20 protein-coding genes are annotated in these 23292 nt (G+C 62.9%); 11 read left to right on the forward strand and 9 right to left on the reverse strand.

Annotated elements, in window-relative coordinates; translation table 11 throughout:
• Nucleotides 1-168: 168 nt before the first annotated feature.
• Entirely contained in the window at nucleotides 169-891 is a 723-nt protein-coding gene (locus tag NCS58_RS26570; protein ID WP_250538912.1) for a hypothetical protein, read from the forward strand.
• Nucleotides 892-1014: 123 nt separating this feature from the next.
• The gene (locus NCS58_RS26575; protein ID WP_061116384.1) at nucleotides 1015-1992 is read left to right on the forward strand and encodes an aldo/keto reductase; all 978 of its coding nucleotides are present in this window, start codon (nucleotides 1015-1017) and stop codon (nucleotides 1990-1992) included.
• 30 nt (nucleotides 1993-2022) lie between these two features.
• Here NCS58_RS26575 and NCS58_RS26580 read toward each other — a convergent pair whose 3' ends face one another.
• The 3 genes from NCS58_RS26580 to NCS58_RS26590 form a co-directional block, all read right to left on the reverse strand.
• Nucleotides 2023-3579, reverse strand: a complete 1557-nt coding sequence (locus NCS58_RS26580; RefSeq protein WP_061116385.1) for a phospholipase D family protein — start codon at nucleotides 3577-3579, stop codon at nucleotides 2023-2025.
• A 14-nt stretch (nucleotides 3580-3593) separates the two neighbouring features.
• Nucleotides 3594-4934, reverse strand: coding sequence for a TAXI family TRAP transporter solute-binding subunit (locus NCS58_RS26585; protein ID WP_061116386.1), 1341 nt, complete (start codon nucleotides 4932-4934; stop codon nucleotides 3594-3596).
• Between the two features lie 169 nt (nucleotides 4935-5103).
• Complete coding sequence (locus NCS58_RS26590; RefSeq protein WP_061116387.1) at nucleotides 5104-6162, reverse strand: hypothetical protein; 1059 nt, start codon at nucleotides 6160-6162, stop codon at nucleotides 5104-5106.
• 259 nt (nucleotides 6163-6421) lie between these two features.
• Between NCS58_RS26590 and NCS58_RS26595 the strand changes: the two genes are divergently transcribed.
• Complete coding sequence (locus tag NCS58_RS26595) at nucleotides 6422-7375, forward strand: D-2-hydroxyacid dehydrogenase family protein (RefSeq protein ID WP_061116388.1); 954 nt, start codon at nucleotides 6422-6424, stop codon at nucleotides 7373-7375.
• A gap of 9 nt (nucleotides 7376-7384) precedes the next feature.
• Here the strand turns inward: NCS58_RS26595 and NCS58_RS26600 are convergent, their stop codons facing one another.
• Together NCS58_RS26600 and NCS58_RS26605 are read right to left on the reverse strand one after the other, a co-directional pair.
• A complete protein-coding gene (locus NCS58_RS26600) occupies nucleotides 7385-7939 on the reverse strand; it encodes a TetR/AcrR family transcriptional regulator (RefSeq protein WP_061116389.1) in 555 nt (184 codons plus the stop codon).
• Between the two features lie 63 nt (nucleotides 7940-8002).
• On the reverse strand, nucleotides 8003-8428 hold the full coding sequence (locus tag NCS58_RS26605) for a hypothetical protein (protein ID WP_061116390.1): 426 nt from the start codon (nucleotides 8426-8428) through the stop codon (nucleotides 8003-8005).
• Between the two features lie 158 nt (nucleotides 8429-8586).
• On the opposite strand from NCS58_RS26605, the gene NCS58_RS26610 reads away from it, so the two are divergent.
• Nucleotides 8587-9726, forward strand: a complete 1140-nt coding sequence (locus tag NCS58_RS26610) for a peptidyl-alpha-hydroxyglycine alpha-amidating lyase family protein (protein ID WP_409219311.1) — start codon at nucleotides 8587-8589, stop codon at nucleotides 9724-9726.
• A 17-nt stretch (nucleotides 9727-9743) separates the two neighbouring features.
• Here NCS58_RS26610 and NCS58_RS26615 read toward each other — a convergent pair whose 3' ends face one another.
• Both NCS58_RS26615 and NCS58_RS26620 read right to left on the reverse strand, forming a co-directional pair.
• A complete protein-coding gene (locus NCS58_RS26615) occupies nucleotides 9744-11753 on the reverse strand; it encodes an EI24 domain-containing protein (protein ID WP_061116532.1) in 2010 nt (669 codons plus the stop codon).
• A 172-nt stretch (nucleotides 11754-11925) separates the two neighbouring features.
• Nucleotides 11926-12849 carry a DNA-3-methyladenine glycosylase gene (locus tag NCS58_RS26620; RefSeq protein ID WP_061116533.1) on the reverse strand — a complete coding sequence of 308 codons (924 nt, stop codon included), beginning with the start codon at nucleotides 12847-12849 and terminating at the stop codon, nucleotides 11926-11928.
• Nucleotides 12850-13013: 164 nt separating this feature from the next.
• Between NCS58_RS26620 and NCS58_RS26625 the strand changes: the two genes are divergently transcribed.
• Entirely contained in the window at nucleotides 13014-13181 is a 168-nt protein-coding gene (locus NCS58_RS26625) for a hypothetical protein (protein WP_250477831.1), read from the forward strand.
• A gap of 15 nt (nucleotides 13182-13196) precedes the next feature.
• On the opposite strand, the gene NCS58_RS26630 is transcribed toward NCS58_RS26625, so the two are convergent.
• Nucleotides 13197-13559, reverse strand: coding sequence for a hypothetical protein (locus NCS58_RS26630; protein ID WP_061116393.1), 363 nt, complete (start codon nucleotides 13557-13559; stop codon nucleotides 13197-13199).
• An 84-nt stretch (nucleotides 13560-13643) separates the two neighbouring features.
• Entirely contained in the window at nucleotides 13644-14399 is a 756-nt protein-coding gene (locus NCS58_RS26635; protein ID WP_061116394.1) for a GntR family transcriptional regulator, read from the reverse strand.
• Nucleotides 14400-14563: 164 nt separating this feature from the next.
• On the opposite strand from NCS58_RS26635, the gene NCS58_RS26640 reads away from it, so the two are divergent.
• The 6 genes from NCS58_RS26640 to NCS58_RS26665 all read left to right on the forward strand — a co-directional run bounded on the left by NCS58_RS26640 (nucleotide 14564) and on the right by NCS58_RS26665 (nucleotide 23289).
• Entirely contained in the window at nucleotides 14564-15784 is a 1221-nt protein-coding gene (locus NCS58_RS26640; RefSeq protein WP_061116395.1) for an alanine--glyoxylate aminotransferase family protein, read from the forward strand.
• Nucleotides 15781-16545: a 2-keto-4-pentenoate hydratase gene (locus tag NCS58_RS26645; RefSeq protein WP_250477832.1), complete on the forward strand. Its 765-nt coding sequence runs from the start codon at nucleotides 15781-15783 to the stop codon at nucleotides 16543-16545. Before NCS58_RS26640 ends, NCS58_RS26645 begins: the two co-directional genes overlap by 4 nt.
• A 54-nt stretch (nucleotides 16546-16599) precedes the next feature.
• Entirely contained in the window at nucleotides 16600-19638 is a 3039-nt protein-coding gene (locus NCS58_RS26650) for an FAD-binding and (Fe-S)-binding domain-containing protein (RefSeq protein WP_250538913.1), read from the forward strand.
• A gap of 250 nt (nucleotides 19639-19888) precedes the next feature.
• A complete protein-coding gene (locus tag NCS58_RS26655; protein WP_061116398.1) occupies nucleotides 19889-21175 on the forward strand; it encodes an MFS transporter in 1287 nt (428 codons plus the stop codon).
• Nucleotides 21176-21239: 64 nt separating this feature from the next.
• Entirely contained in the window at nucleotides 21240-22049 is an 810-nt protein-coding gene (locus NCS58_RS26660; protein WP_086960719.1) for an enoyl-CoA hydratase-related protein, read from the forward strand.
• Nucleotide 22050: 1 nt separating this feature from the next.
• Nucleotides 22051-23289 carry a CaiB/BaiF CoA-transferase family protein gene (locus NCS58_RS26665; protein ID WP_061116399.1) on the forward strand — a complete coding sequence of 413 codons (1239 nt, stop codon included), beginning with the start codon at nucleotides 22051-22053 and terminating at the stop codon, nucleotides 23287-23289.
• Nucleotides 23290-23292: the final 3 nt, after the last annotated feature.

Consider the following 23292-nt stretch of genomic DNA (forward strand, 5'->3'; position numbering starts at 1 on the left):
GTTGCTTGTACTGGGTTCTTTCGTTCATCGCAACACCTTATATGAGACAGGTGTTGCACTTCAGATTTGAGGCCGCCGTTCGATTGGCTTTATAAGAGCCTGATTTATTCGGGTGTAATTTCGCGCAGCGGAATAATCGCGGTGTGCAATCCAGACATCGCAAATGCGTTGCCAGACGACGATCGCATCACGATCATTCCCAGCGTGCCCTATGCGCAACGCCATTCCGAATGGAGCGGCTACAAGTTCATCAATTCCGTCGCGAACCTGATCGAGCAACCCGTGCTCGATGCGTGCAAGCGTTTCGAATTCGTCCTCAAGACCGATTGCGATACATTCGTCACGCCCGCCTTGCGCGACTTCCGTCCATCGGGACTGTGCGCGGGCGTGGGCGGCTATGCGTACCAGGATGACGTGCGTGTGAAGTTATCGGAAGTGAGCGCGCGATGGGGTTATCCGCATTCTGGAATGCATAACGTCGGTGCGTCGGTGCTCGGTTCGGCGCAGTGCGTGACGAACTTTCTCATCGCGCAGATGCAAGCATGCAATCGCTTGTGGCGCGAAGAGTTTAGCGAGTACGAGGGCGTGTGGCCCGGATGGTGCAAGCAGGTGGTCACAATGTACGCGGGCGAGCTCGCGCTTCGCAGCACGTATCCGCAACGTTGCTCTCTCGGGCTGCTGGACGCGTTCCCTACGTCTGACAGAAAGCTGTCGAGCGACGTATTGCATGTCCATGCGTGGCAGACAGATAGCTACTGGTCCAAACACATTTATCGCGCGGGTGGGTATGCGCATATCGAGCGCGACAGCATCGACCGCGCGACGCTCGGCGGCTATTGTCACTGGCTCGCGGAAGCAAGCATCGACGAAATCAGGCGCGCGGCACAGTAATACATCGCGTTGTTCTGTCAGGGTCGTCAAAGCACGCGATGCCAACCTGAGGTAATGTCTAGCGTTTCGTCGCCATGCGCAAGCATTCGCGCATGCCTTTCGGTTTGCAAGGAGATTCGCACGATGGATTACGTGAAACTGGGTTCGACCGGCCTCGACGTATCGCGGCTTTGTCTTGGTTGCATGACTTACGGCGTGCCCGATCGCGGGACGCATCCGTGGACGCTGGACGAGGAAAAGAGTCGCCCGCTCATCAAGCAGGCGCTTGAAGCGGGTATCAATTTCTTCGATACGGCCAACGTCTATTCGGACGGCACGTCTGAAGAAATCGTCGGACGCGCGCTGCGCGACTTCACGAAACGCGATGACATCGTAATTGCGACGAAAGTCTTCAATCGCATGCGTCCCGGTCCGAATGGCGCGGGGCTCTCACGCAAGGCGATCTTCAACGAGATCGATAACAGCCTGAAGCGCCTGGGCACCGATTACGTCGATCTCTATCAGATCCATCGCTGGGATTACGGCACGCCCATCGAGGAGACGCTCGAAGCGCTGCATGACGTCGTGAAGGCGGGCAAGGCGCGTTATATCGGCGCGTCATCGATGTATGCGTGGCAGTTCAGCAAGGCGCTCTACACATCGCGCGCGAACGGCTGGGTCGAGTTCAAGACGATGCAGAATCATTTGAATCTGCTGTATCGCGAGGAAGAACGGGAGATGGTGCCGCTTTGCAAGGACCAGGGTATCGGCATGCTGCCGTGGAGTCCGCTGGCACGCGGACGTCTTACGCGCGACTGGGACGCGACGAGCGAGCGGCAGGAGTCGGATGCATTCGGCAGCACGCTCTATCGCACGGACGATGCGGATCGCGCGGTGGTCGAAGCCGTGGCGGCCGTGGCGAAGGCGCGCGGCGTGCCGCGTGCGCAAGTGGCGCTGGCGTGGGTCGCACAGAAGGCGCCGGTGACGGCGCCGATCATCGGCGCATCGAAGCCGAATCATGTGAGCGATGCGGTCGCGGCGTTGACACTGAATCTCACGGCGGACGAGATTGCGCAACTCGAAGCGCCGTATGTGCCGCATGCGGTCGCGGGCTTCAAATGATGCAGCGATGAAGGACCCTCAGCGCGCGGCTTACAACTGCGATTCGATAGGCAGGATCCCCAGCATCCAGATGCCCGCGCGCTTGAACGCAGACACGCCCGGCTCGCTGTCGAGCTCGGTCGTGTTGCCATTGGCGTCGGTGTCGATCCACACCATGCGCGTGCCGCCGTTGCCGTCATCGTGCAACTCGACACGCCACGCGATGCGATCGATATTCGTGCCGATTCCATCCGCCACTTGCGCGGCCGCTTCCGCGCTTTCGCAATAGACGCCGATTTCCGTGTTCAGCTCCACGGAACGCGGATCGAGATTCATCGAGCCGATAAAAATGCGCGTGCGATCGAACACATATGTCTTCGCATGCAGCGACGCTTTCGACGATCCGAACGTGGACTTCTTCGCGCTTCTGTCGCTTTCGGCCGATGCGACGGGCTTCAACTCGTAGAGCCGCACGCCCGCTTCGAGCATGTCCTTGCGATAACGCTGATAGCCCGCATGCACCGCGGCGACATCGGTGGCGGCGAGGGAATTCGTCAGCACGGTGACGCGCACGCCGCGCGATGTCATCGAACGCAGCCATCGCACGCCTTCCTCGCGCGGCACGAAATAGGGCGACACGATCAGCATGTCCTTGTCGGGAGCGAGATTCAATGCCTTGAATTGCGACATTAAATGGCCTTCCGTGTCGCCGGGCGCACGCGTGATCTTCGCGGGATCGTCGTAGAGCAACGTCGCCTTGCCCCACGAAAATTCGGTGTCGCGCCGCTGGATCACGCTCGCGAGACGTTCACGGACTTGCGCCACATAAGGTGAATGCTCTTCCGACAGAAGATAAGCATCGAGCTTCGCGCGATAACCCGCAAGCGCGTCAGGGTCGGCGTGACGTCGCATCAGGTTATCGATCGGATAGGCCGCATCCGAGTTCCAGTACAGATCGAACGCACTCGATACCTCGCGCACGACAGGCCCGTGCACCAGCACATCGAGATCGCCAAAGGCGACCGTGCTCGATGCGCCGAAGTACTCGTCGCCGATATTGCGGCCGCCGAGAATCGCGGCCTGGTTATCCGCGATGAGCGCCTTGTTATGCATGCGACGATTCACGCGAAAGAACTCGGCCGCGGACCCGAGCTTCTTGAAGGTGCGATTCGCCACCGGATTGAAAAGGCGCACCTGCACGTTAGGATGCGATGCGAGCGCGAGCAGGAACTGATCGTCGGCATTGGTGCCGAGGTCGTCGAGCAAAAGGCGCACCCGCACGCCGCGATCGGCGGCACGCATGATCGACGCGGCCATTTCGCGGCCCGTCAGATCGTCGTGCCAGATGTAGTACTGGAGATCGAGCGTGCGATCGGCGGTCTCGCTGAGGATCACGCGCGCGATGAGCGCATCCGTGCCATCGGATAACAAGTGAAACGCATTGTCGCCGGGATGCGCAGCCTCGCTCGCCGCGAAGGCCGTGCCGAGCCGCGTGTTGGCAGTGTCGGTGAGGGCGTGCGTCTGCACGCGTCCGGTTTGAGGCGGAAGGCTCGCGCAGGCCGTCATCAACAGCGTCAATGCAATGGCGAACCATGAACGAAGTTTCATCGCTTGACCCTTGGTTAGACCGTGCTTTTTTCCCGCCGCGCCGCTTCGGTCAGACGCGCGCGCACGAAGCTGACATGCTCGCGCAGGACATAGAGTGCATCGGCATAGGCGAGCGGCAACCTGAGCGTATCGAGCGATTCCTCGATGTAATCGAGCTCGACGAGCAGCGCGCGACGCTCGTCTTCGTTGTTGACGCGCATCGCGCCGCGCTCCACTGCGATTAACGCGCCGTAGTAACGATAGATGCGCGAGCGCACGCGCCAGCGATACAGTGCGGGCACGAGCCGCAGCGCGGGAAAGATCAGCACGGCGGCGGGCAGCAACAGCACGAGCGCGCGATCCGCGAGATTCGCGAGCCAGAACGGCAGCGTCCGATACAGGAAGCTCTTGCCGGAGCGGTAATAGCGGCTGGCATCCTCGCTGATGGGAAACTCGTGCGCGACAGGACTCGGAAACTGACCTGTGCGCTGCAGCAAGCCAGCCGTACCGTGCACTTCCTGCGCCGCTTCGATGAGCAGGTCGGACAGCGCCGGATGCAGGGTCGGCCGCGCAATCAGCTCGACCGTCGGACTGATCAGATGCACGGCCTGCGGCGGGATGCGCCGGCCGAGATCGAGTACGCCGGGCGGCAGTTCGATTTCGTCGAGATAAGGGAAAAGGCGCGTATAGGCGCGTGCTTCGTTGAAGTCCATCACAGAGATGCCGGGCACGCGCAAGAGGCGCAGCATCAGGCCGCGCGTCGCGGAGTCGCCGGAGAGAAAGACCGCGTCGGCTTCGTTGCTGACGAGTTGCGTGGCGGCTTGCAGCCCGTCCGTCGGCAGAAGCTGCGTGGTGCCGCCCGGATAGATGCCGTTGGCCTCCAGTAGCTTCAGTGAAAGCATGCGTGTGCCGCTGCCTTCACGGCCGATCGCGATGCGCTTGCCCTCCAGTTGCGACAGCAGCGTGAGCCCCTTGCCGCGATAGAAGACGACGAGCGGCACATACGACACGCTGCCGAGCGACATCAGCGTCGACGCTTCTTCCTTCGTTGCAATGCCGCCCTGCACGAGCGCAAGATCGACGTGCTGCTTCGGATCGAGCAGTCGTTCGAGGTTCTGCACGGAGCCGTCCGAGGGCAGCACTTTCAGCGTGATGCCGCTGCGCGCGAGCAGCTTCGCATATTCCTGCGAGATGACGTAGAACGAGCTGTCGGGCTGGCCCGCGCTCATCGTGATGGTTTTCGGCGGCGCGGGATCGACGAGCCAGTAGACAAGCGCGACGATGGTCGCAATGACCAGCACGACGGGACCGGCGGTCCAGGTGATGTCGTGCAGCACGCCTTTCGCATGATCTCGAGGCAGATGCGGGCGTTTCATGCGATGTCTCGTCGTGAGCGTACGGTGGCGACTGCTTGCGTGCCGTGAAAGACATCGAGCACGTCGTGCCTGTGTCGAAAGCGGCGTTGATCCGCAGTGTAACGCGAGGCGCGCGCAAAACGAGAAGGCCGGCGCGCATGCGGCCGGCCTTTAGATGTTGCTGTCCTTGTTATGCCCAGTGCGCGGGAATCCAGAATCTGCCGACCCAGTGGCCCGGGATCAGAACCGCGCGGTGCGGCACGACATAAACGGTCTTCGCGGGCGGCGGCGGTGCGATATACACGGTCTTGACCGGAGCCGGAGCCGGCGCGACATACACAGTCTTTGCCGGCGGCGGTGCGACGACGACGGTCTTGGCCGGCGGCGGGGGCGGCGTCACCACGACCGTCGACGAAGCCGGGGGAGGTGCGACCACCACGGTCGTCGAAGGCGGCGGGGGCGGCGGCACGATCACGGGCGCGGCAACGACTGTGGTTCCGGTGACGACCGGCGCCGTCGCCACCACCGTCGTGCTCGACGTGACTGTGCCGCCGCCGACCACCGTCGTGCTGTGCGAGCCATTGGCGACCGTCGCCGTGCCCGAGGTGGTGACCACGCCCGGCGCGACGCTCGTCGCGCTGCCTGAATGCGTCACCGTCCCGCCGTTCGCCGTGTTGACGGTGCCGGAGCGGTTGCATGTGTAACCCGCGCAGTTCGTCGATGCCGAGTGCGTCGACGTGTTGCCGTTCGGGCCGGTCACCGAGCCCGACGACGAGTACTGTCCAGGCGCCGTGCGCGTCACCGTATCGCTGCCGGTCGCGGTCTTGCCGTTCGGGCCGGTCGCACTGCCGGTGTGCGAGCAGCTTCCCCCGGCGCAGCTCGTATCGCCCGCGTGCTGCACCGAGCGGCCGTTCGGGCCGTAGGCGGTGCCGGAGTTCGAGAACTGGCCGGGCGCGGTGCGCGTCACGGTGCCTGAGTTGGTGGCGACGCGGCCCCACGGATTCTCGACGCCGCCCGCATGCGAGCAACTGCCGCCGCCGCAGGAGCCGACGTGCGCGCCCTGATACTCGCCGCGGCCGGTGTAGGCCGTGCCGCCGCGCGCCCAGCCGGCGAAGGCGGAACTGCTGCACAGCGTGAGAGCGGCGGCGGCCGCGACGACGAGCAAATGGCGCACGCGGCGCTTGCTGGAACTCGCGTCGCAGACGGAGGCAACGCGGCCGTTTGAAGCGAAAGTCGATCTGTTTTTCACGGGATGTCCTTCTCGGTTCTGTAGGCCACGTTGCGTTTCGTGTGGCGACGGAAGTGACTATAGAGAAGGGGCCGCGCGAAGTCCCGCGGTAACTTATTTCACGCCATGTCATGCATTTGGGATTCCCGCTAGCGCTTATGGCGCAAGGCTTTGCGGGATTTCAGAAAGGCTCGCGACGGCCGTGCGCGACATGAATTCGCGCATTGCGTCACACTAGCTCCTGCCGTTCACTCCATTCGTCATAACAAACGAAATCCCCATGACCCCATCCAACCCGATCAAAGTCGCCGTTCTCGACGACTATCAGAACATCGCGCTTTCCATGGCCGACTGGTCGCCGCTCGACGGGCGCGCGACGCTCACCGTGTTCAACGATCACATCGCCGGGCGCGAAGCGCTGCTCGAACGCCTGCGCCCCTTCGACGTCGTGTGTGCAATGCGCGAGCGCACGCCGTTCTCGCGCGACATCATCGACCATCTTCCGAACCTGAAGCTGATCGCGTCGACGGGCGCGGCCAATGCATCGATCGATCTGGATGCCGCAGCCGCACGCGGCATCGAAGTGCGTCACACGGGCTACTCGTCCACGCCGACGATCGAATTTACCTGGGCGCTGATTCTCGCGATGATGCGCAATATTCCCGCCGAAAACCGCTCGCTGAAGGAAGGCGGCTGGCAAGTGGGCCTTGGGACCGAACTGGCGGGCAAGACGCTCGGCCTGCTCGGACTCGGGCGCGTGGGATCGGCGGTCGGCGTGATCGGACGCGCGTTTCGCATGAACGTGATCGCGTGGAGCCAGAACCTCACGCGCGAGCGCGCCGAAGAAAAGGGCGTGCAACTCGTCGACAAGGACACGCTCTTCAGTACCTCCGATGTGCTCACGGTTCACCTGCGCCTGAGCGAGCGCACGCGTCATCTCGTCGGCGAGAAGGAGCTCGCGCAGATGAAGCCGACGAGTCATATCGTGAACACATCGCGCGGCCCGATCGTCGATAGCGCGGCGCTGGTCGATGCGTTGAAGTCGGGGAGGCTCGCGGGCGCGGCCATCGACGTGTACGACGAAGAGCCGCTCGCGGCGAACGACCCGCTGCGCGCGCTACCGAACGTGCTGGCGACGCCGCATATCGGCTATGTCGCGCAGGAGTTGTATCGCACGTTTTATGGCGATACGGTGCGCAATATCGTCGAATGGCTCGACGCGCGCAAGGCGTGACTACTGCGCTTATGACGTTTTCGGTTCGGCGGGCGGCAACAATGAAAACAACAATTCGATTGCGCTGCTCGCGCGGCGCTTGCCGTCCGCGCGGCCGACCGCGAGATCGATGACCGCAAGCCCGACGACGAGCGCGTGCACCATTGACACATGCTCTTTCGTGACGGCGAGGCCCATCGCTTCGAGCATGCGCGTGATCCGCACAGCGACGCCTTCCGCGAGCTCGCGAAAGAGGCTGCGTATGGTCGGCTCTTCGTCGGCGGCTTGCGCGAGCGCCATCAATACGCGGGTGTTCTCATGGCGCATCGCGACATTGGCGATCGATGCAGCCGTGACCTTGGCAGACGCTTCGCCCGCAAAGGCATCGACAGCGGCGAGCTGGCCGTCGATTGCGGTGCGTGCTACGGCTTCGATCAATGCGAGGCGCGTCGGAAAATAGTACGTGAGATGACTCTGCCGCACGCCCGCGCGCGCAGCGACGCGCGGTTGCGTGAAGCCCGAATAGCCTTCTTCGCGCAATGTGGCGAGCGCGGCTTCGAGTATGGACTGTCGACGATCCTGCACGGGGCGCGATCCATGTTTGGTTGATTTACCAAACCTTAGCGTGCGCGATGCAAGGCGTCAACCTCATGAATTGTTATACGAAGGCGGTTGCGGATTGTGCGCGGGGTTCGTGTCGAACTTGCGGATATCGATGAGCGCATCGCTTCTGAGCGATTGAAGATCGGCTTCCAGTGCATCGGCGAGCGCCTTGTCATAGACTTCATCGCCATTCACATAGAGCGTGAACGCTTCCAGATATTTCGCTTTCTTAGCGGGATTCTCGATGGTTTCGCGCGTCCAGCGATAAAGCGGATAGTGTTCGACGCCGTCGCGTTGCGCTTGCGCCACGTAGTCGGCGAAGGCGTCGTACTGGCATTTCATATGAGCGCCGTGCCGCATGAGCAGCGTGTTGATCGGCGCAAGCTTTTCGTTCGCCGGGTCCTGACGCGCCAAGGCTGCGTACTCGGGCGCGAGGCGGATTCGAACTTGATATTGCCAGGATTCGGTCATGATGTCCTTTCAGCATTGAAAGCGATAAAAGCACGCGGATGTGAATAATGCGGTTCATGCACTACACTTCCTCTCGCATCGCGAAGCAAGCCGGCCATCGGTGTTCATCATTGCAGGCGACGAACAAGAGGAGGGTAACAGTGAGTCTTCGACACCCGATGTACTGCCCATGTTGCGACATCGCGCCGGGCGCTGCAAGCCGCCGGCGCTTCCTGATGCTCGCGGCCCAAGGGGTCCAGGGCGCTGCCGCGCTCGCGCTCTTTCCGCATCTCGCGTACGCCGACAACGACGTGCCGGCCATAGCCTACGATTCCGTTCCCGATCCGGTGCGTTTGCCGCGCGACGTCTACTTCGGCGAATGCTCTGGCGTCGCGCTCAATTCGGCGGGGCATATCTTCGTGCTTTCGCGCGGCAATAGCATCGGTCCCGCATACGGCGCAGCCGCGGCCCAGCTGCTCGAATTCGATCGCAACGGCCGCTTCGTGCGCGAGATCGGCCATAACCTTTATGCGTGGTCGTTTGCGCATACGGTCAAGGTGGATCGGCAGGACAACGTCTGGGTCACCGACAAGGGCTCGGACATGATCATCAAGTTCACGCCCGAAGGCCGCGTCGCGATGGTGTTCGGACGCAAGCAGGAGGCATCGGACGAAGAGACCGCGCCGCTCAAGCATCCGAATCCGCCGCTGCCTTCGGAGCCCGGACGCTTTCGACAGGTGACAGATGTCGCTTGGGATACCGCGGGCAATACGTATATCAGCGACGGATACATCAACTCGCGCGTCGCGAAGGTCGACAAGGACGGCAACTGGCTCAAGTCGTGGGGCGAGCGCGGCAAGGAGCCGGGGCAGTTCCATACGCCGCATAGCATTGCAGTCGATAGAAACGGCATGGTCTATGTTGCCGATCGCAGTAACCGGCGCATTCAGGTCTTCGACGGCGAAGGGAATTTTCAGCGGCAATTCACGATCGACGTGCCCGTGCCGTCGGATGCGCGCCCGGCTATCGGCAACATGCCCGATGAAGCGGCAATTGCAGCGGGCACGTTTGCGCCGGGATCGCCTTGGGCCATTTGCATATCGCCGGGGCCGAATCAGGTGTTGTATTGCGCCGATGCGTTTCCCGGCCGCATCTACAAGTTATCGCTCGATGGGAAACTGCTCGGCGTGCTCGGTCGATCGGGCAAGCAACTGAAGCAGTTCGGATGGATTCACGAGATGGCGTGTCCGGCGGAGAACACGTTGTTCGTCGCGGAGTTGCTCAACTGGCGAGTGCAGAAACTCGTGCTGCATGGATAACTTCGCATCGGTCCGCATTACTTAGGCGCAGCCTTCGCCCGCATCGACATGATTGGCTTCGGCTGCGCATCGCATCGGTTCTCGCGCCATGCACGCAGCGTATCGAGCGCGACTGAGTTGCGCACATAGCGATGCCACACGAACGCGAGATCGAAGATCAGAATCGCGAGCCACCACGCATAGAGAAAGAATGCACCGCCGAGCACGACGGGCCATAACTGCTTGCCCGCCAGATCGCCCCATAACCTCACGCCGACGATCAACACCATCATCAGCGTGCCGAGCGCAACGAGAATGCGCCGTCCCCAATGCGGTTTGCGCGGAGCGAGCCATCCGCTCAACGCGCACACCAGTCCCGCGAGCACGAATACAGCCTTGCCGACGGCAGGATCGGCGACATCGCGATGCACAAAGTCCGCAAACGGACTCGCGAGAAACGCGGCCACGCCGCTCAAGAGCACGAACCAGAAGATCAGCGCGCCTGCGACGAACGCCAGAAGCGCGACGATGCGCCAGCGCAGCCACGCGCCCGTGCGTCTCACGCCGCGCGCCTTCACGAGACGCGGAAGGCGCGCGGCGACCGTCGTTCCCATCAGCAGGCATGCGAGTGCGAACACCGAGCGTGTGAGATAGATGAACTCGGGCGCGGTGCTCGTGCCCCCCGCGCCCGAATCGGACGATGCCGTGACGGCTTTGTAAATGAAGAACACCGCGAGAAGATGCAGCGAGAAGCTCAGCAGATAAGGAATCGCCGTGCTCACGATGCCACGAAAGCGCCTGTTTTGCGGGGCTTTTGCCGTGTCTTTGTCGAGCACGACGTTCTCGATGAAGTGGCCGAAGACATCGCCATCGGTCCAGTAGTCCGTATGCGCCTTGCCTGGCAACCAGTAGCGCGAGAAGCCGATGTCATGCACCGGTTCGAACTCGAACGCACGGCAGCCGCGATGATCGAGATAGGCGCGCGCCGTATCGAGTGCGAAGCCGACCGGATCGCCGAAGTCGTAATAGTTGCGCCACCTGATGCGCGAGGGCAGCGTGATCGGTCCGCCCGGACGTTCCGCTTGCGTCACGGCATCGCCCTGCATGTCGCTTTTCAGCGCCATGCCTTCCCAGAGTTTCGGCCATAGCAGGATGTGCTTGTCGATCGGCGAGCCGATGGTCATGAAGCCGCGCAGACTTTGCACCCAGTCGGTGCTGATGACCTGCTTGCCGTCCTTCGGGTCCGACACGGTCGGTGTGGACAGCGCCTGCAGAATGCCGAGAAAGCTGATGACGGTTCCCTCACTGTGCGCGACGATATATACCTCGGGCGCGCATTGGCAGCGCGCGGTGGCGAGCGCGACGAGCCGCTCCATTACGCGATGAAACCGAAAGACGATCGTCTCGCGATGCTGCCTGAAATCCGCGACCAGCTGCACGTCGCCGACATAATCGCGGAGCATCGGCGCGAGATCGAACTTGAAGATGCCGGCCTTCTCGGTAACCGCGAGCAGGCTTTGCATGACGGCCACCGTTTCGATGACCTCCTCGACGACGCCCGACGCAAGCGAGAAATCGGCGGGCTCGAGCTTGCGTTCGTCGACGTTGAGCATATAGGCGGCCTGCGCGCGACTCACGATCGAAAGTCCCCATGCCTTGCTTTCCTCGAGCGTGTCGTCCTGCTTCACGACCTCGCGCGGAATGTCGGCCCAATATACTTCCGCGAAACCGAGCGCGGAATAGAAGTCGCGCTGCTCGGCTGTGTAGGGGCCGCCCTGCGGAAGATCGAGCTGGCGGACGTCCACTTCACCGACGCCCGCGATGTCGAAATAGCCGAGCGGCATGACAGGCAGCGGCGGGTCGTAGCGCGCACCGAACTGGCTCGCCACGGAACGCACCGTGTCGCTGTGCAACTGATTGCCAATGCCGTGTATCGCGACGACGATCTTCTGCACGCGTGGCGCGATCGGCATGTCGGACGCGGCCGTCGTCGGCGATGCCGCGTGTTCGTTCTTGATGTCTTGCGCGTCAAGGGACGATGCGTTCATGAGCGTCTCCCGATGGCGTTTCGTCAGCGCTGCTTCGTATCCTGTCCCTGCGCTGCGCACGCGGATACGCGCCCGCGGCGGCGCCCGGTCTCTCGAAGCAGATTAGTCTATTTTTCAGTTTGCATGCATGCGTATTGCACGCAAGATGCGATCTAATCGAATGCATGCGATATCAGCCGCCGCGTGCAAGTCCCGTTTCCATCGCCACGCCGTTCCACAGGTGCATGGCCGCATAGGCGCGCCACGGACGCCAGCGTTCGGTGCGCGCACGCTGCAGGACGGGCCTTGCAAGCGACGGATCGCGGCGCGCGATCGCCTGCATGAGAACGAGATCGGCGTCCGGCCACGCGTCGGGATCGCGTAGCGCACGCATCGCGACATAGCCGACGGTCCACGGCCCGATGCCCGGCATCGAGAGCATGTCGCGCTTCAGGCATTCGAGATCGGCGCCGTGCTCATCGAGCGGCAGCGCGCCCGTTGCCACCGCGTGTGCGAAGCGTTGCACGGTCTCGATGCGCTTCGTCGGCATGCCGATCTTCTGCAGGTCCGCAACGGCGAGCTCGGCGGGCGTGGGAAAACGCCACGCGGTGCCTTCGTGCGGGTGGCCGTCGATCCTTCTTCCCGCGCGCTGCACGATGCGGCTCATGATCGTCGAGGCGCCTTTCACGCTCACCTGTTGTCCGACGATCGTCCGCACCACGAGTTCGAAGCCGGACCACGCGCCCGGCACGCGCAGGCCGGGTGCGGACGCGACGAGCGGCGCGAGCATGGGGTCAGCCCCGAGGCATCGGGCGATTTCGCGGGGATCGGCATGCAGATCGAACATGCGCGCGAGCGGCGCGGCGAGCGCGCCGGCGTGGCGTGCCGCTGCGCCATCGACATGCACGACGAGCCGATGCCTGCTTTCATGCGGCCTGACGTCGACAGTGCCGTCGTCGCCTTGCCATTCGATCGCGCGTCGATACACGCCGCCCTCGACCGACTCGACGCCCGCGGACGCGCGCCCGCCGATGAATGTCAGCATGCGCATCCAGTCGAAAGGCCTCTTGAAGGGCAGTTCGAGGGTGGCGGTCGATGTGTCGATGGTCGAATGCATTTTGGATGCCGTTTGCGCGATGGTCGATTGCATGCCGATCTTACTCCGGCGTTCTGCATGGTCGCCGCGCTGCGATGCTCATTCGCCGCTAACTCTGCGCGACGACAATGCCTCACATCGACAGCAAACGACCCAGCAACGTCAGCCAGCCAAAGGAGCCGAACATGAACGCCATCTCGATCAGCATCGTCGCCATCGTCATCACCGCCGCGCTTGCGGCCATTGCGCCGGTCACGCATTACACGCAGCATGAGATTGCCGTGCTGGGCGCGCATGCGGCGAGCTCACGCGCCGAGGTTCATCTCGGCGCGGGCAGCGGTCTGACGGCTTGATCGATGCGCGCCGTATCAGGGGCGCCGCGCCAGTTCCATCGTGCTCGTGTTGAGCATGGGCCTGAATTCGGGGTGTTGGGAAAGAAGCTGGGGCCCACTCGTTACGAGTTGAGGACGGCGGTCCCATTGATCGGAACGCACGACGCAACGCGCGAGAACATCGCCGTAGATGGGAGCCAGCCCCTCGCGATCGTGCAGCGCGGTCAGTCGGGCGATGCCGACTTTCTCGTCACGCGTGAGTCCACGCGTGAGGCAGTCGACCGTCTGGCGGTCCATTGCGGCCTGCGCAGTCTCGAAGTCCGACGAGTGATAGAAAGTGAAGTCCGTGATGACGAGCACCGCGCCCAGCGCAATGCATGCTGCTCGAATCCTGGTCAACGTTTTCCCCGTTTGCAGGCTCTGGCGGCCGTGAGCCGGTATCGTACCCCTACCTTTTGAGGAATCGCGCAACCGTTCTATTCGCTAGCGCTCATCCGCTGCCGACTTGTCCGCCGCACGCTTTTTCTGCGTCGCGGGTTTCACCGTTGTCATGGTGCGCTCGGCGAGCACCGCATCGCGCTTGGACAGCAGATGCTTGCGCAGAATCTCGCCCATGCGCCTGCCGTCGCGGGTCTCGAGCGCCTCGATCATCTCTTCATGATCGCGAATGGCGCTGTCCCATTTCGGCGTCTGGAAATTCGAGCGAAAACGCAGTGCCATCAAACGCCGGTTGATCGACACATAGGTCTGGCGCAAGGCCGTGTTGCGCGCGGCCTCGTTGATCTTGTCGTGAATCGCCTGATTGCGGCTGTAATAGCCGGAGAGATCGTTTTGTGCGCGGCACGCGAGCATCGCGTAGTGCAGCGCCTTGATCTCCGCGATTTCGAGCGGCGTAATGCGCTCGCATGCGAGTTCGCCTGAAAAGGCCTCCAGCCCGCTCATCAACTCGAACATCTCTCGTATTTCGAACTCGCTCATCTGCGATACCGATGCGCCCCGGTTCGGCGAGATCTCGATCAGGCCTTCGGCGGCCAGCACCTTCAATGCCTCGCGAAGCGGCGTGCGCGAAATGCCGAGCGTCTCGCACAGCTTGCGCTCGTTGAGCTTCACGCCCGGTGCCAGCAGGCCTTCGACGATGAAGCCGCGCAAATGATCGACGACGGTGTCGTGCAGGCGCAGACGCTCCACCTTGGGCAGCGGCGACGAAACATGCACTTCTGGAAGATCGGGATTTTGCATTCAATACCTCTAATCGCGTTTGCGGCAATTTTAACCCAGTGCTAGCGGGAAAAACCGCCAGCGGGTTATCCCTAGGCCGTCTGGCCTATGTATTCCTTTACGCGTCTCGATCGCTGCGTTATTGTATTTTGCATGCAAAATTACATCCAAGAGGACTCGGACCCATGTTGAAGCTCGATTTCCATCCTGCTGGCCGTCACTTCCTGCAGATTCCGGGGCCGAGCCCCGTACCCGATCGCATCCTGCGGGCGATGAGCTATCCGACGATCGATCATCGCGGCCCGGAGTTCGGCGCGCTGGGGCTCAAGGTGCTCGAAGGCATCAGGAAGATCTTCAAGACGAGTCAACCGGTGGTCATCTATCCGGCATCGGGGACGGGCGCATGGGAGGCCGCCTTATGCAACACGTTGAGTTCCGGCGATACGGTGTTGATGTACGAGACGGGCCACTTCGCGACGCTGTGGAAGAAGATGGCCGAGAACCTCGGGCTCAAGCCTGAGTTTCTGGGCTTGCCCGGCATCGAAGGCTGGCGTCGCGGCGTGCAGGCCGACATGATCGAAAAGCGCTTGCGCGAAGACACGCAATGCGTGATCAAGGCCGTGTGCGTCGTGCATAACGAAACGTCGACGGGCGTGACGTCCGATATCGCCGCCGTGCGGCGCGCCATCGACGCCGCAAAGCATCCCGCGCTGCTGATGGTGGACACGATTTCGGGCCTTGCATCGGCGGAGTATCGCCACGACGAATGGGGCGTAGACGTGACGGTCTCCGGCTCGCAGAAGGGTTTGATGCTGCCGCCGGGCATCAGCTTCAACGCGGTATCGGAGAAGGCGCGTGAGGCGTCGAAACGCGCCACGCTGCCGCGCGCGTTCTGGGACTGGACCGAGATCATCGAGATGAACAAGCAGGGGTACTGGCCTTACACGCCGAACACGAACCTCCTCTATGGGCTCTCGGAAGCGCTCGACATGATCCTCGGTGAAGGGCTCGAGAACGTGTTCGCTCGTCATCAACGGCTCGCGGCGGCGTGCCGCGCGGCGGTCACCGCATGGGGCCTCGAGATTCAGTGCGCCGATACCGCCGTGTATTCGCCGGTGCTCACAGGCGTGATGACGCCCGAAGGCGTCGATGCCGATGCAGTGCGCAAGCTCATCTACGAACATTTCGACATGTCGCTTGGCACGGGGCTCGGCAAGGTGAAGGGCCGCATGTTCCGCATCGGGCATCTCGGCGATTGCAACGATCTCACGCTGATGGCCGCGCTCTCCGGCTGCGAAATGGGCTTGAGGCTCGCGGGCATCGAATTGAAGGGCAGCGGTGTCACGGCGGCGATGGACTATCTGACGAGCCACGTCGCGAAGCCCGCATTGAAGGCGGCCGCATGAGCGCCGCGTTTGACGCCAACGCGCTCGCAAGGCTCTTCGTCGAGGCCCGCGCGCACCGCGCGAAGCTCGACGTATTGCCGGAAGGCGCACGTCCGCACGCCGCCGAAGAAGCGTACGCCGCGCAGGAAGCGACGCTGCGCGCGCTGGGCGCGGAGATCGGCGGATGGAAGGTCGGCGCGAAATCGCACGATGGCCCGATACAGGGCGCGCCGCTTCCCGCCGATGGCATTCATTATTCCGGCGCGCGGCTGTCGATGCACGCGTTCGGCAAGGCCGGACTCGAACTCGAAGTCGCTTTCAAGCTTGGCCGGCGGTTCGAACCGGGCAGCGGTCCCTATAGCGATGACGACGTGATCGCCGCCATCGAATCCGTGCATGCGGCAATTGAAGTGGTGGCGAGCCGTTTCGCCGCATGGCCCGATGTGGAGAAGCCCTGGCAACTCGCCGACTTGCAGAATCATGGCGCGTTGATCGTGGGGGATGCCGTGCCATACGACGCGGCGTTTCCCTTCGTATCGCCCGCGATGACCTTCACGTTCGAGGGCGCGCCGCTCTTCCACGGCGCTCCGGCGAACCCCGCGGGCGACCCGCGTCGCCTGCTCGCATGGACGGTGAACCACAGTGTCTCGCGCGGGCTTGCCGTCGAGCGCGGGACCGTGCTCACGGCGGGTTCGTACACCGGCATGGCTTTTCCCGATGCGCCAGGCACGGCCGTGGGCCGCATCGAGGGCTTGCCTGCCGTCGAATTGCATTTCGCATAACGCATTCATAAGGCCAGGAACCGCACAGCGCTCTGGCACTCACCGACAGCGACGATGCTCAATTCCCCCACAGACCGGCTCGTCAAGCCGATCCATCTGATGCCCGCTTCCGCGCGCGCGCGGCTCGCATCGACGCCGACGCCATTGCAGGCGCGACTGCAACGCGAACTGAAAGGCGATGTGCTGTTCGATCACGCATCGCGCGGGCGCTACGCCACCGATGCGTCGATCTATCAGATCATGCCGCTCGGTGTCGTCGTGCCGAAGGATCAGCACGATCTGCGCCTCGCTTTGCAGATCGCGCGCGACAGCCACGCGAGCGTGCTTGCGCGCGGCGCGGGCACGAGTCAATGCGGGCAGACGATCGGCGAGGCGCTCGTCATCGACACGACGAAGTGGCTGAACAACATCATCCACTTCGACAAGGACGCGCGCACCGTCACGGTCGAACCGGGCGTCGTGCTCGATCATCTGAACGCGTGGCTCAAGCCGCATGGCCTGTGGTTTCCGGTGGATGTGTCGACGAGCGCGCAATGCACGATCGGCGGCATGGCGGGCAACAACTCGTGCGGCTCGCGCTCGATGGAATACGGAATCATGGTTCATAACGTCGAGGCGATCGACGCGATCCTCGCCGATGGCCACGAAGCGCGTTTCGGCAAGGTCTCGACCATGATGAACGATGCACGCACGCGCGATCTCATCGATAGCGTGCGTGGCATCGCGATGCGCGAGCAGCAGGAAATGCGCGAGCACATTCCAAAGGTGCTGCGGCGCGTGGGAGGCTACAACCTCGATCTCTTCGATTGTCAGAGCCCGCTCGCTTTCAGCGACGACGGGGAGCCGAATCTTGCGAACCTGCTCGTCGGCTCGGAAGGCACGCTTGCGTTCAGCCGTCAGCTGACGTTGAAGCTCGCGCCGTTGCCCGCGCACAAGACGCTCGGCGTGGTGAACTTCCCGAGCTTCTACGATGCGATGGACATGACGCAGCACATCGTCAAGCTCGGACCGGTGGCGGTGGAACTCGTCGATCGCACGATGATCAATCTCGCGATGTCGAATCCCGCGTTCCGCCCCGTGATCGAAAAGGCGTTGGTCGGCCAGCCGAAGGCTGTCCTGCTCGTCGAATTCGCGGGCGCGGATCGCGATGAACAAGTCGCGCAGCTCGCGCAGCTCGTCGAGTTGATGAGCGATCTCGGCTTGCCCGGCTCGGTCGTGCAGATGCCCGACGCCGGTCCGCAAAAGGCGCTATGGGAAGTGCGCAAGGCGGGCCTCAACATCATGATGAGCATGAAGGGCGACGGCAAGCCGGTGTCCTTCATCGAGGATTGCGCAGTGCCGCTCGAGCATCTGGCCGAGTACACGAGTCGGTTGACCGAAGTCTTCAGGCAGCACGGAACCGAAGGGACGTGGTACGCGCATGCGAGTGTCGGCACGTTGCATGTGCGGCCGATTCTCGATATGCGTCGGGACGGAGCCATCAAGATGCGCGCAATCGCGCAAGAAGCCGCGGCGATGGTGCGCGAATACAAGGGCGCATTCTCTGGCGAGCACGGCGACGGTTTGTGCCGCGGCGAATGGGTCGCATGGCAATATGGCCCGCGTATCAACGAGGCTTTTCGCGACATCAAGCAGCTCTTCGATCCGGAGAACCGGCTGAGCCCGGATCGTATCGTCGCTCCGCCGAAGATGGACGATGCGCGCAACTTCCGCTTTCCGCCTTCCTATGCCGAGCGCGCGTTGACGCCGCAGCTCGACTGGTCGGCGTGGAATGTGACGCGCGATCCGTCGACGGGCGACGAAGGCGTGCCGGGATCGGGCGGCGACCTGTCGGGCGGACTCGCGAAAGCGGTCGAGATGTGCAACAACAACGGCCATTGCCGCAAGTTCGATGCAGGCACGATGTGCCCGAGCTATCGCATCACGAAGGACGAGCAGCATGTCACGCGCGGCCGTGCGAACACCTTGCGGCTCGCGTTGTCGGGACAGCTGGGCGATGACGGCCTCGCGAGTCAGGATGTGAAGGACGTGCTGGACCTGTGCGTGTCATGCAAGGGGTGCAAGCGCGATTGCCCGACAGGTGTCGACATGGCGCGCATCAAGATCGAGGCGCGCGCCGCATGGACGCAGCGTCATGGCGTGCGCCTGCGCGAGCGGCTGATCGCATTCCTGCCGCGCTACGCGCCCTATGCGAGCCGCATGCCGGCGCTGTCGAACGCATTCGAAGCGAATATGCCCGGTGTTGCACGCTGGCTCAAGTCGAAGCTCGGCCTCGCGCCGCAGCGAGCGTTCCCCCGTTTCGCGAAACCCTATCTCGCCGATGCGGCCGGCAAGCCAGTTGCATCTGCAACTAATGAAGTTCTGCTCTTCGTCGATACGTTCAACAACTTCATGGAGCCCGACAACGCGCGTGCCGCGAAGCGTGTGCTCGAAGCGGCGAGATACACGGTTCATCTGAACGTCAAGACGGGCGAGCGGCCGCTGTGTTGCGGGCGCACGTTCCTCTCGTCCGGTCTCGTCGATGAAGCGAAGGCCGAAGCGCGCCGCGCGCTCGATGCGCTCATGCCTTATGTCGAGCGCGGTGTGGCGATCGTCGGCCTGGAGCCGTCGTGCCTGCTCTCGTTGCGCGACGAATTTCTCGGGTACGGCTATGGCGATGCAGCTCGCAAGCTCGCACAAGCGTCGTTCCTGTTCGAGGAGTTTCTCGTGCGTGAAGAGGCGGCAGGGCGCTTGCGACTGAAGCTGAAGGCGCTGGATCGATCAAGCGCCTTGCTGCATGGACATTGCCATCAAAAGGCATTCGATGCGGTGCGTCCCATCGAGAAAGTTCTCGGCTGGATTCCAGGGCTCGATGTGAAGACGATCGAATCGTCATGCTGCGGCATGGCGGGCAGCTTCGGTTATGAGGCGGAACATTACGCCGCCTCCCAAGCGATGGCGGAGCTGTCGCTGCTGCCGGCCGTGCGTGCGGCCCGCGATGCGCTCATCGTCGCGGACGGCACGAGTTGCCGTCATCAGATCGCGGATGGCGCGCAAAGAGAGGCGCTGCATGTTGCGCGCGTGCTCGCGATGGCGCTCGATGCAAAGGATTGAAGACAGCTAGACGAGAGTTTCATTCACCGAAGCAAAACAGCGGACACGAACGAGCCGCGACCAGGAGACGAGCAATGACATCACCGCGCAAACCACGCATACGCAAGCTGCGCAGAAGAACGCTATAAGCAGGCTCATACCGAGCCCGCAGTCCTCATCCGACGTACCCACGCGAAGTTCCGCATGCAGTGCAGGGCGCCTCTCGAGAACCGAAGGCGTCGCGCGCACGCACGCGGCCAACAAGGAGACGATGATGTTCCGTCGAGCCACGACACGCGTTCTGCTGCTGCTATGCGCGATGTATTTCATCACCTATATCGACCGGGTCAATGTCAGTACCGCGGCGGCCCAGTTCGGCGCCGAGCTTGGCCTGTCGCACACGCAAGTCGGCTTCGTGTTTTCCGCCTTCGCGTATCCGTATCTCGTGTTCCAGATCATCGGCGGATGGGTGGGCGACCGCTTTGGGCCGCGCCGCACGCTCACGCTATGCGCCATCATCTGGGCAGGCGCCACGGTGCTCACCGGTCTGTCCGGCGGCTTCGTCTCGCTGATCGTGGCGCGCGTGCTGCTCGGCCTCGGCGAAGGTGCGACCTTTCCGACTGCGACGCGCGCGATGTCGAACTGGATGCCCGCCGATCAGCGCGGTTTTGCACAAGGTATTACGCATGCAGCATCACGCATCGGCAATGCGGTGGCGCCGCCGCTCATCGTCTGGCTGATGGTCGCGACGAGCTGGCGCGGCGCGTTCATCATCACCGGGATCATCAGTTTCCTGTGGGCGCTGGCGTGGGTCTTCTACTTTCGCGACAATCCGCGCGATCATCCGCGCATCACGGATTCCGAATGCGCGACGCTCGCGAGCTACTCTGGCGTGAAGCAACGCGTGCCGGTTCCGTGGCGCACGCTGCTCGGCCGCATGGCTCCCGTCACGGCGGTGTATTTCTGCTATGGATGGGTGCTGTGGCTGTTTCTTGGCTGGATTCCGCAGTACTTCCTGCATAGCTACCACATGCAGCTCGGCAAGTCGGCGCTGTTCGCGTCGGGGGTGTTCTTCGCAGGCGTGCTCGGCGACTGGCTCGGCGGTTCCCTCACCGACCGCATCCTGAGAAAGAGCGGCAACGTGCGGCTCGCGCGCAACGTGATGGTGGGCGTGTGCATGCTGCTGACGCTACTGTCGCTCGCGCCGATCATGCTGATCTCCGACATTTCGATCACGCTCGCGGCGGTGTGTCTCTCGGCCGGCTTCTTCTTCAACGAAATGACGATCGGTCCGATGTGGTCCGTGCCGATGGACATCGCGCCCAAGCACTCGGGTACCGCGTCCGGCATCATGAATTCCGGCTCGGCGCTGGCGGCCATCATCAGCCCGGTCGTGGGCGGCTGGCTGATCGACCGCACGGGCAACTGGAACCTTCCGTTCACGGTGTCGATGATCCTGATGGCCGCCGGCATCATCCTCTCGTTCATGATGCGCCCGGACCGCGCGCTCGAAGTCGAGGAAACGAAAGACGCGGCAGACGCGCGCAAGTTCGTCTAATCGACGGGCGCGGCGGTTCAATGCATTTTGCATGCATTGAACCGCATCGGATAACGCATTCAGCATGCAGCATTCAATTCAAGGAGGCGATGTGGCGGAACCATCCATCCTGGTCGAGCGCGAAGGCGACATCTCGACGGTCGTGATCGATCGGCCCGAGAAGCTCAACGCGATGACGAAGCCGTTGTGGCACGCGCTCGGTGAGACCATCGAAACGCTTTCAGGCGATGACACGTTGCGCTGCATCGTGCTGCGCGGCGCCGGCGAAAAGGCGTTTTCGCCGGGGAACGACATTGGCGAGTTCCGCACGGATCGCTCGAATGTCGAGCAGGCGCGCGAGTACGGCGCCATCATGCATCGCACTTTGAATGCATTGCGCCAGTGCCGGCATCCGATCGTCGCGATGATTCATGGCATCTGTGTCGGCGGCGGCCTCGAAATCGCGGCGATGTGCGATCTGCGCATTTGCGGCGAGTCGAGCCGCTTCGGGGTGCCGATCAAGAATCTAGGCCTCGTGATGGCGCATGCGGAGATGGAAGGGCTCGTACGTCTGGCGGGGCCGGCCATTGCGCTCGAGATGCTGCTCGAAGGACGCATTTTCGATGCGAGGGAAGCGCTTGCGAAGGGGCTCGTCACGCGCGTCGTCGCGGATGGCGACGTCACCGCGCACGCATATGAAACCGCGCGACGCATCGCGGACGGCGCGCCGCTCGTCGCGCGCTGGCACAAGCAGTTCGTGCGCCGCGTGATGGACCCCGCGCCGCTCACCGGTGAAGAGCGCGACGAAGGCTTCGCGTGCTTCGGCACGGAAGATTTCCGCACCGGCTATCAGGCCTTCCTCGACAAGATCAAACCGCAATTCAAGGGACGTTGACATGACAGACACGAAACCGGCAGCCGCGCCCGGCGAGGGGCCGCTTGCGGGCTTGCGCGTGATCGAGCTCGCACACATCATGTCGGGGCCGATCTGCGGGATGATGCTCGCGGACATGGGTGCCGATGTCATCAAGGTCGAAAAAATTCCAAACGGCGATGATTGCCGGCGTTTCGCGCCGATGCTCCCGAGCGGCGAATCCGCGTCGTTCCTGATCGTGAACCGCAACAAGCGCGGCGTCGCCCTTAATCTGAAGACGGACGGCGGCAAGGACGTGCTCAGGAAAATGCTCGCGAGCGCGGATGTCGTGACGGAGAACTACCGGCGCGGCACGATGGAAAAACTGGGCATGGGTTACGAAACGCTCAGGGCGATGAATCCGGGCCTCATCTATTGCGCGATTTCCGGTTACGGCCGCAGCGGACCGATGGCCGATAAAGGCGGCTTCGATCTCATAGCGCAGGGCATGAGCGGCCTGATGAGCATGACCGGCGAGCCGGGACAGGCGCCGATCAAGGCGGGCTCGCCCGTCACCGATATCAACGCGGGCATTCTGGCGGCGCTCGGCATCAGCGCGGCCTATGCGAGAAAGCAGACGACGGGCCTTGGCCAGATGGTCGATACGTCGCTCTTCGAAGCCGGCCTGCAACAGATGTACTGGGCCTTCGCCAACTATTTCGCGGACGGCACGGTACTGCCGAAGGCGGGCTCCGCCAATCCGACGAGCGCGCCGTATCAGGCGTTTCGCACGCGCGACGGCTGGATCAACATCGGCGCGGCCAATCAGAGGAACTACGAGCGGCTGGTCGGCGTGTTGAACATTCCCGGTCTCGCCGAGGACGAGCGTTTCCAGACCAATGCGGGCCGCCTGAGGCATCGCGAGTTGCTCGTCGAGATCCTGAGCACGCGCCTCGCCGAGCGGACCACTGACGAATGGCTCGTCACTTTCGACGAAATCGGCTTGCCGAGCGGCGCGGTGCTGGGCGTACCGGAGGCGTCGTCGCACGAGCAGGCAATCGCGCGCGGGATGATCGTCGAGACGGAGCATCCGCTCGCGGGGCCGATGCGGGGCATCGGTTTGCCGATTCACTTCTCCGAAGGGTCGACGAAGGCTTCCCGTCCCGCGCCGCTTCTCGGGCAGCACACCACCGAGGTGCTCAACGAATACGGTTTCGACGATGCACGCATTCAGGCGCTCAAGGATGAAGGCGCGATCCTGGAAACGGAAGTTCCGGCATGATCT

It is taken from the genome of Caballeronia sp. INML3B, from assembly GCF_023631305.1.
In the GTDB taxonomy this organism is placed as follows: Bacteria; Pseudomonadota; Gammaproteobacteria; order Burkholderiales; family Burkholderiaceae; genus Caballeronia; species Caballeronia turbans.

Excerpts from the sequence above, each read along its gene's own strand:
- NCS58_RS26575 (WP_061116384.1), top strand. The coding sequence starts at position 1,015 with ATGGATTACGTGAAACTGGGTTCGACCGGCCTCGACGTATCGCGGCTT.
- NCS58_RS26580 (WP_061116385.1), bottom strand. The coding sequence starts at position 3,579 with ATGAAACTTCGTTCATGGTTCGCCATTGCATTGACGCTGTTGATGACG.
- NCS58_RS26585 (WP_061116386.1), bottom strand. The coding sequence starts at position 4,934 with ATGAAACGCCCGCATCTGCCTCGAGATCATGCGAAAGGCGTGCTGCAC.
- NCS58_RS26595 (WP_061116388.1), top strand. The coding sequence starts at position 6,422 with ATGACCCCATCCAACCCGATCAAAGTCGCCGTTCTCGACGACTATCAG.
- NCS58_RS26605 (WP_061116390.1), bottom strand. The coding sequence starts at position 8,428 with ATGACCGAATCCTGGCAATATCAAGTTCGAATCCGCCTCGCGCCCGAG.
- NCS58_RS26610 (WP_409219311.1), top strand. The coding sequence starts at position 8,587 with ATGTACTGCCCATGTTGCGACATCGCGCCGGGCGCTGCAAGCCGCCGG.
- NCS58_RS26615 (WP_061116532.1), bottom strand. The coding sequence starts at position 11,753 with ATGAACGCATCGTCCCTTGACGCGCAAGACATCAAGAACGAACACGCG.
- NCS58_RS26620 (WP_061116533.1), bottom strand. The coding sequence starts at position 12,849 with ATGCATTCGACCATCGACACATCGACCGCCACCCTCGAACTGCCCTTC.
- NCS58_RS26625 (WP_250477831.1), top strand. The coding sequence starts at position 13,014 with ATGAACGCCATCTCGATCAGCATCGTCGCCATCGTCATCACCGCCGCG.
- NCS58_RS26635 (WP_061116394.1), bottom strand. The coding sequence starts at position 14,399 with ATGCAAAATCCCGATCTTCCAGAAGTGCATGTTTCGTCGCCGCTGCCC.
- NCS58_RS26640 (WP_061116395.1), top strand. The coding sequence starts at position 14,564 with ATGTTGAAGCTCGATTTCCATCCTGCTGGCCGTCACTTCCTGCAGATT.
- NCS58_RS26645 (WP_250477832.1), top strand. The coding sequence starts at position 15,781 with ATGAGCGCCGCGTTTGACGCCAACGCGCTCGCAAGGCTCTTCGTCGAG.
- NCS58_RS26650 (WP_250538913.1), top strand. The coding sequence starts at position 16,600 with ATGCTCAATTCCCCCACAGACCGGCTCGTCAAGCCGATCCATCTGATG.
- NCS58_RS26655 (WP_061116398.1), top strand. The coding sequence starts at position 19,889 with ATGATGTTCCGTCGAGCCACGACACGCGTTCTGCTGCTGCTATGCGCG.
- NCS58_RS26660 (WP_086960719.1), top strand. The coding sequence starts at position 21,240 with ATGCAGCATTCAATTCAAGGAGGCGATGTGGCGGAACCATCCATCCTG.
- NCS58_RS26665 (WP_061116399.1), top strand. The coding sequence starts at position 22,051 with ATGACAGACACGAAACCGGCAGCCGCGCCCGGCGAGGGGCCGCTTGCG.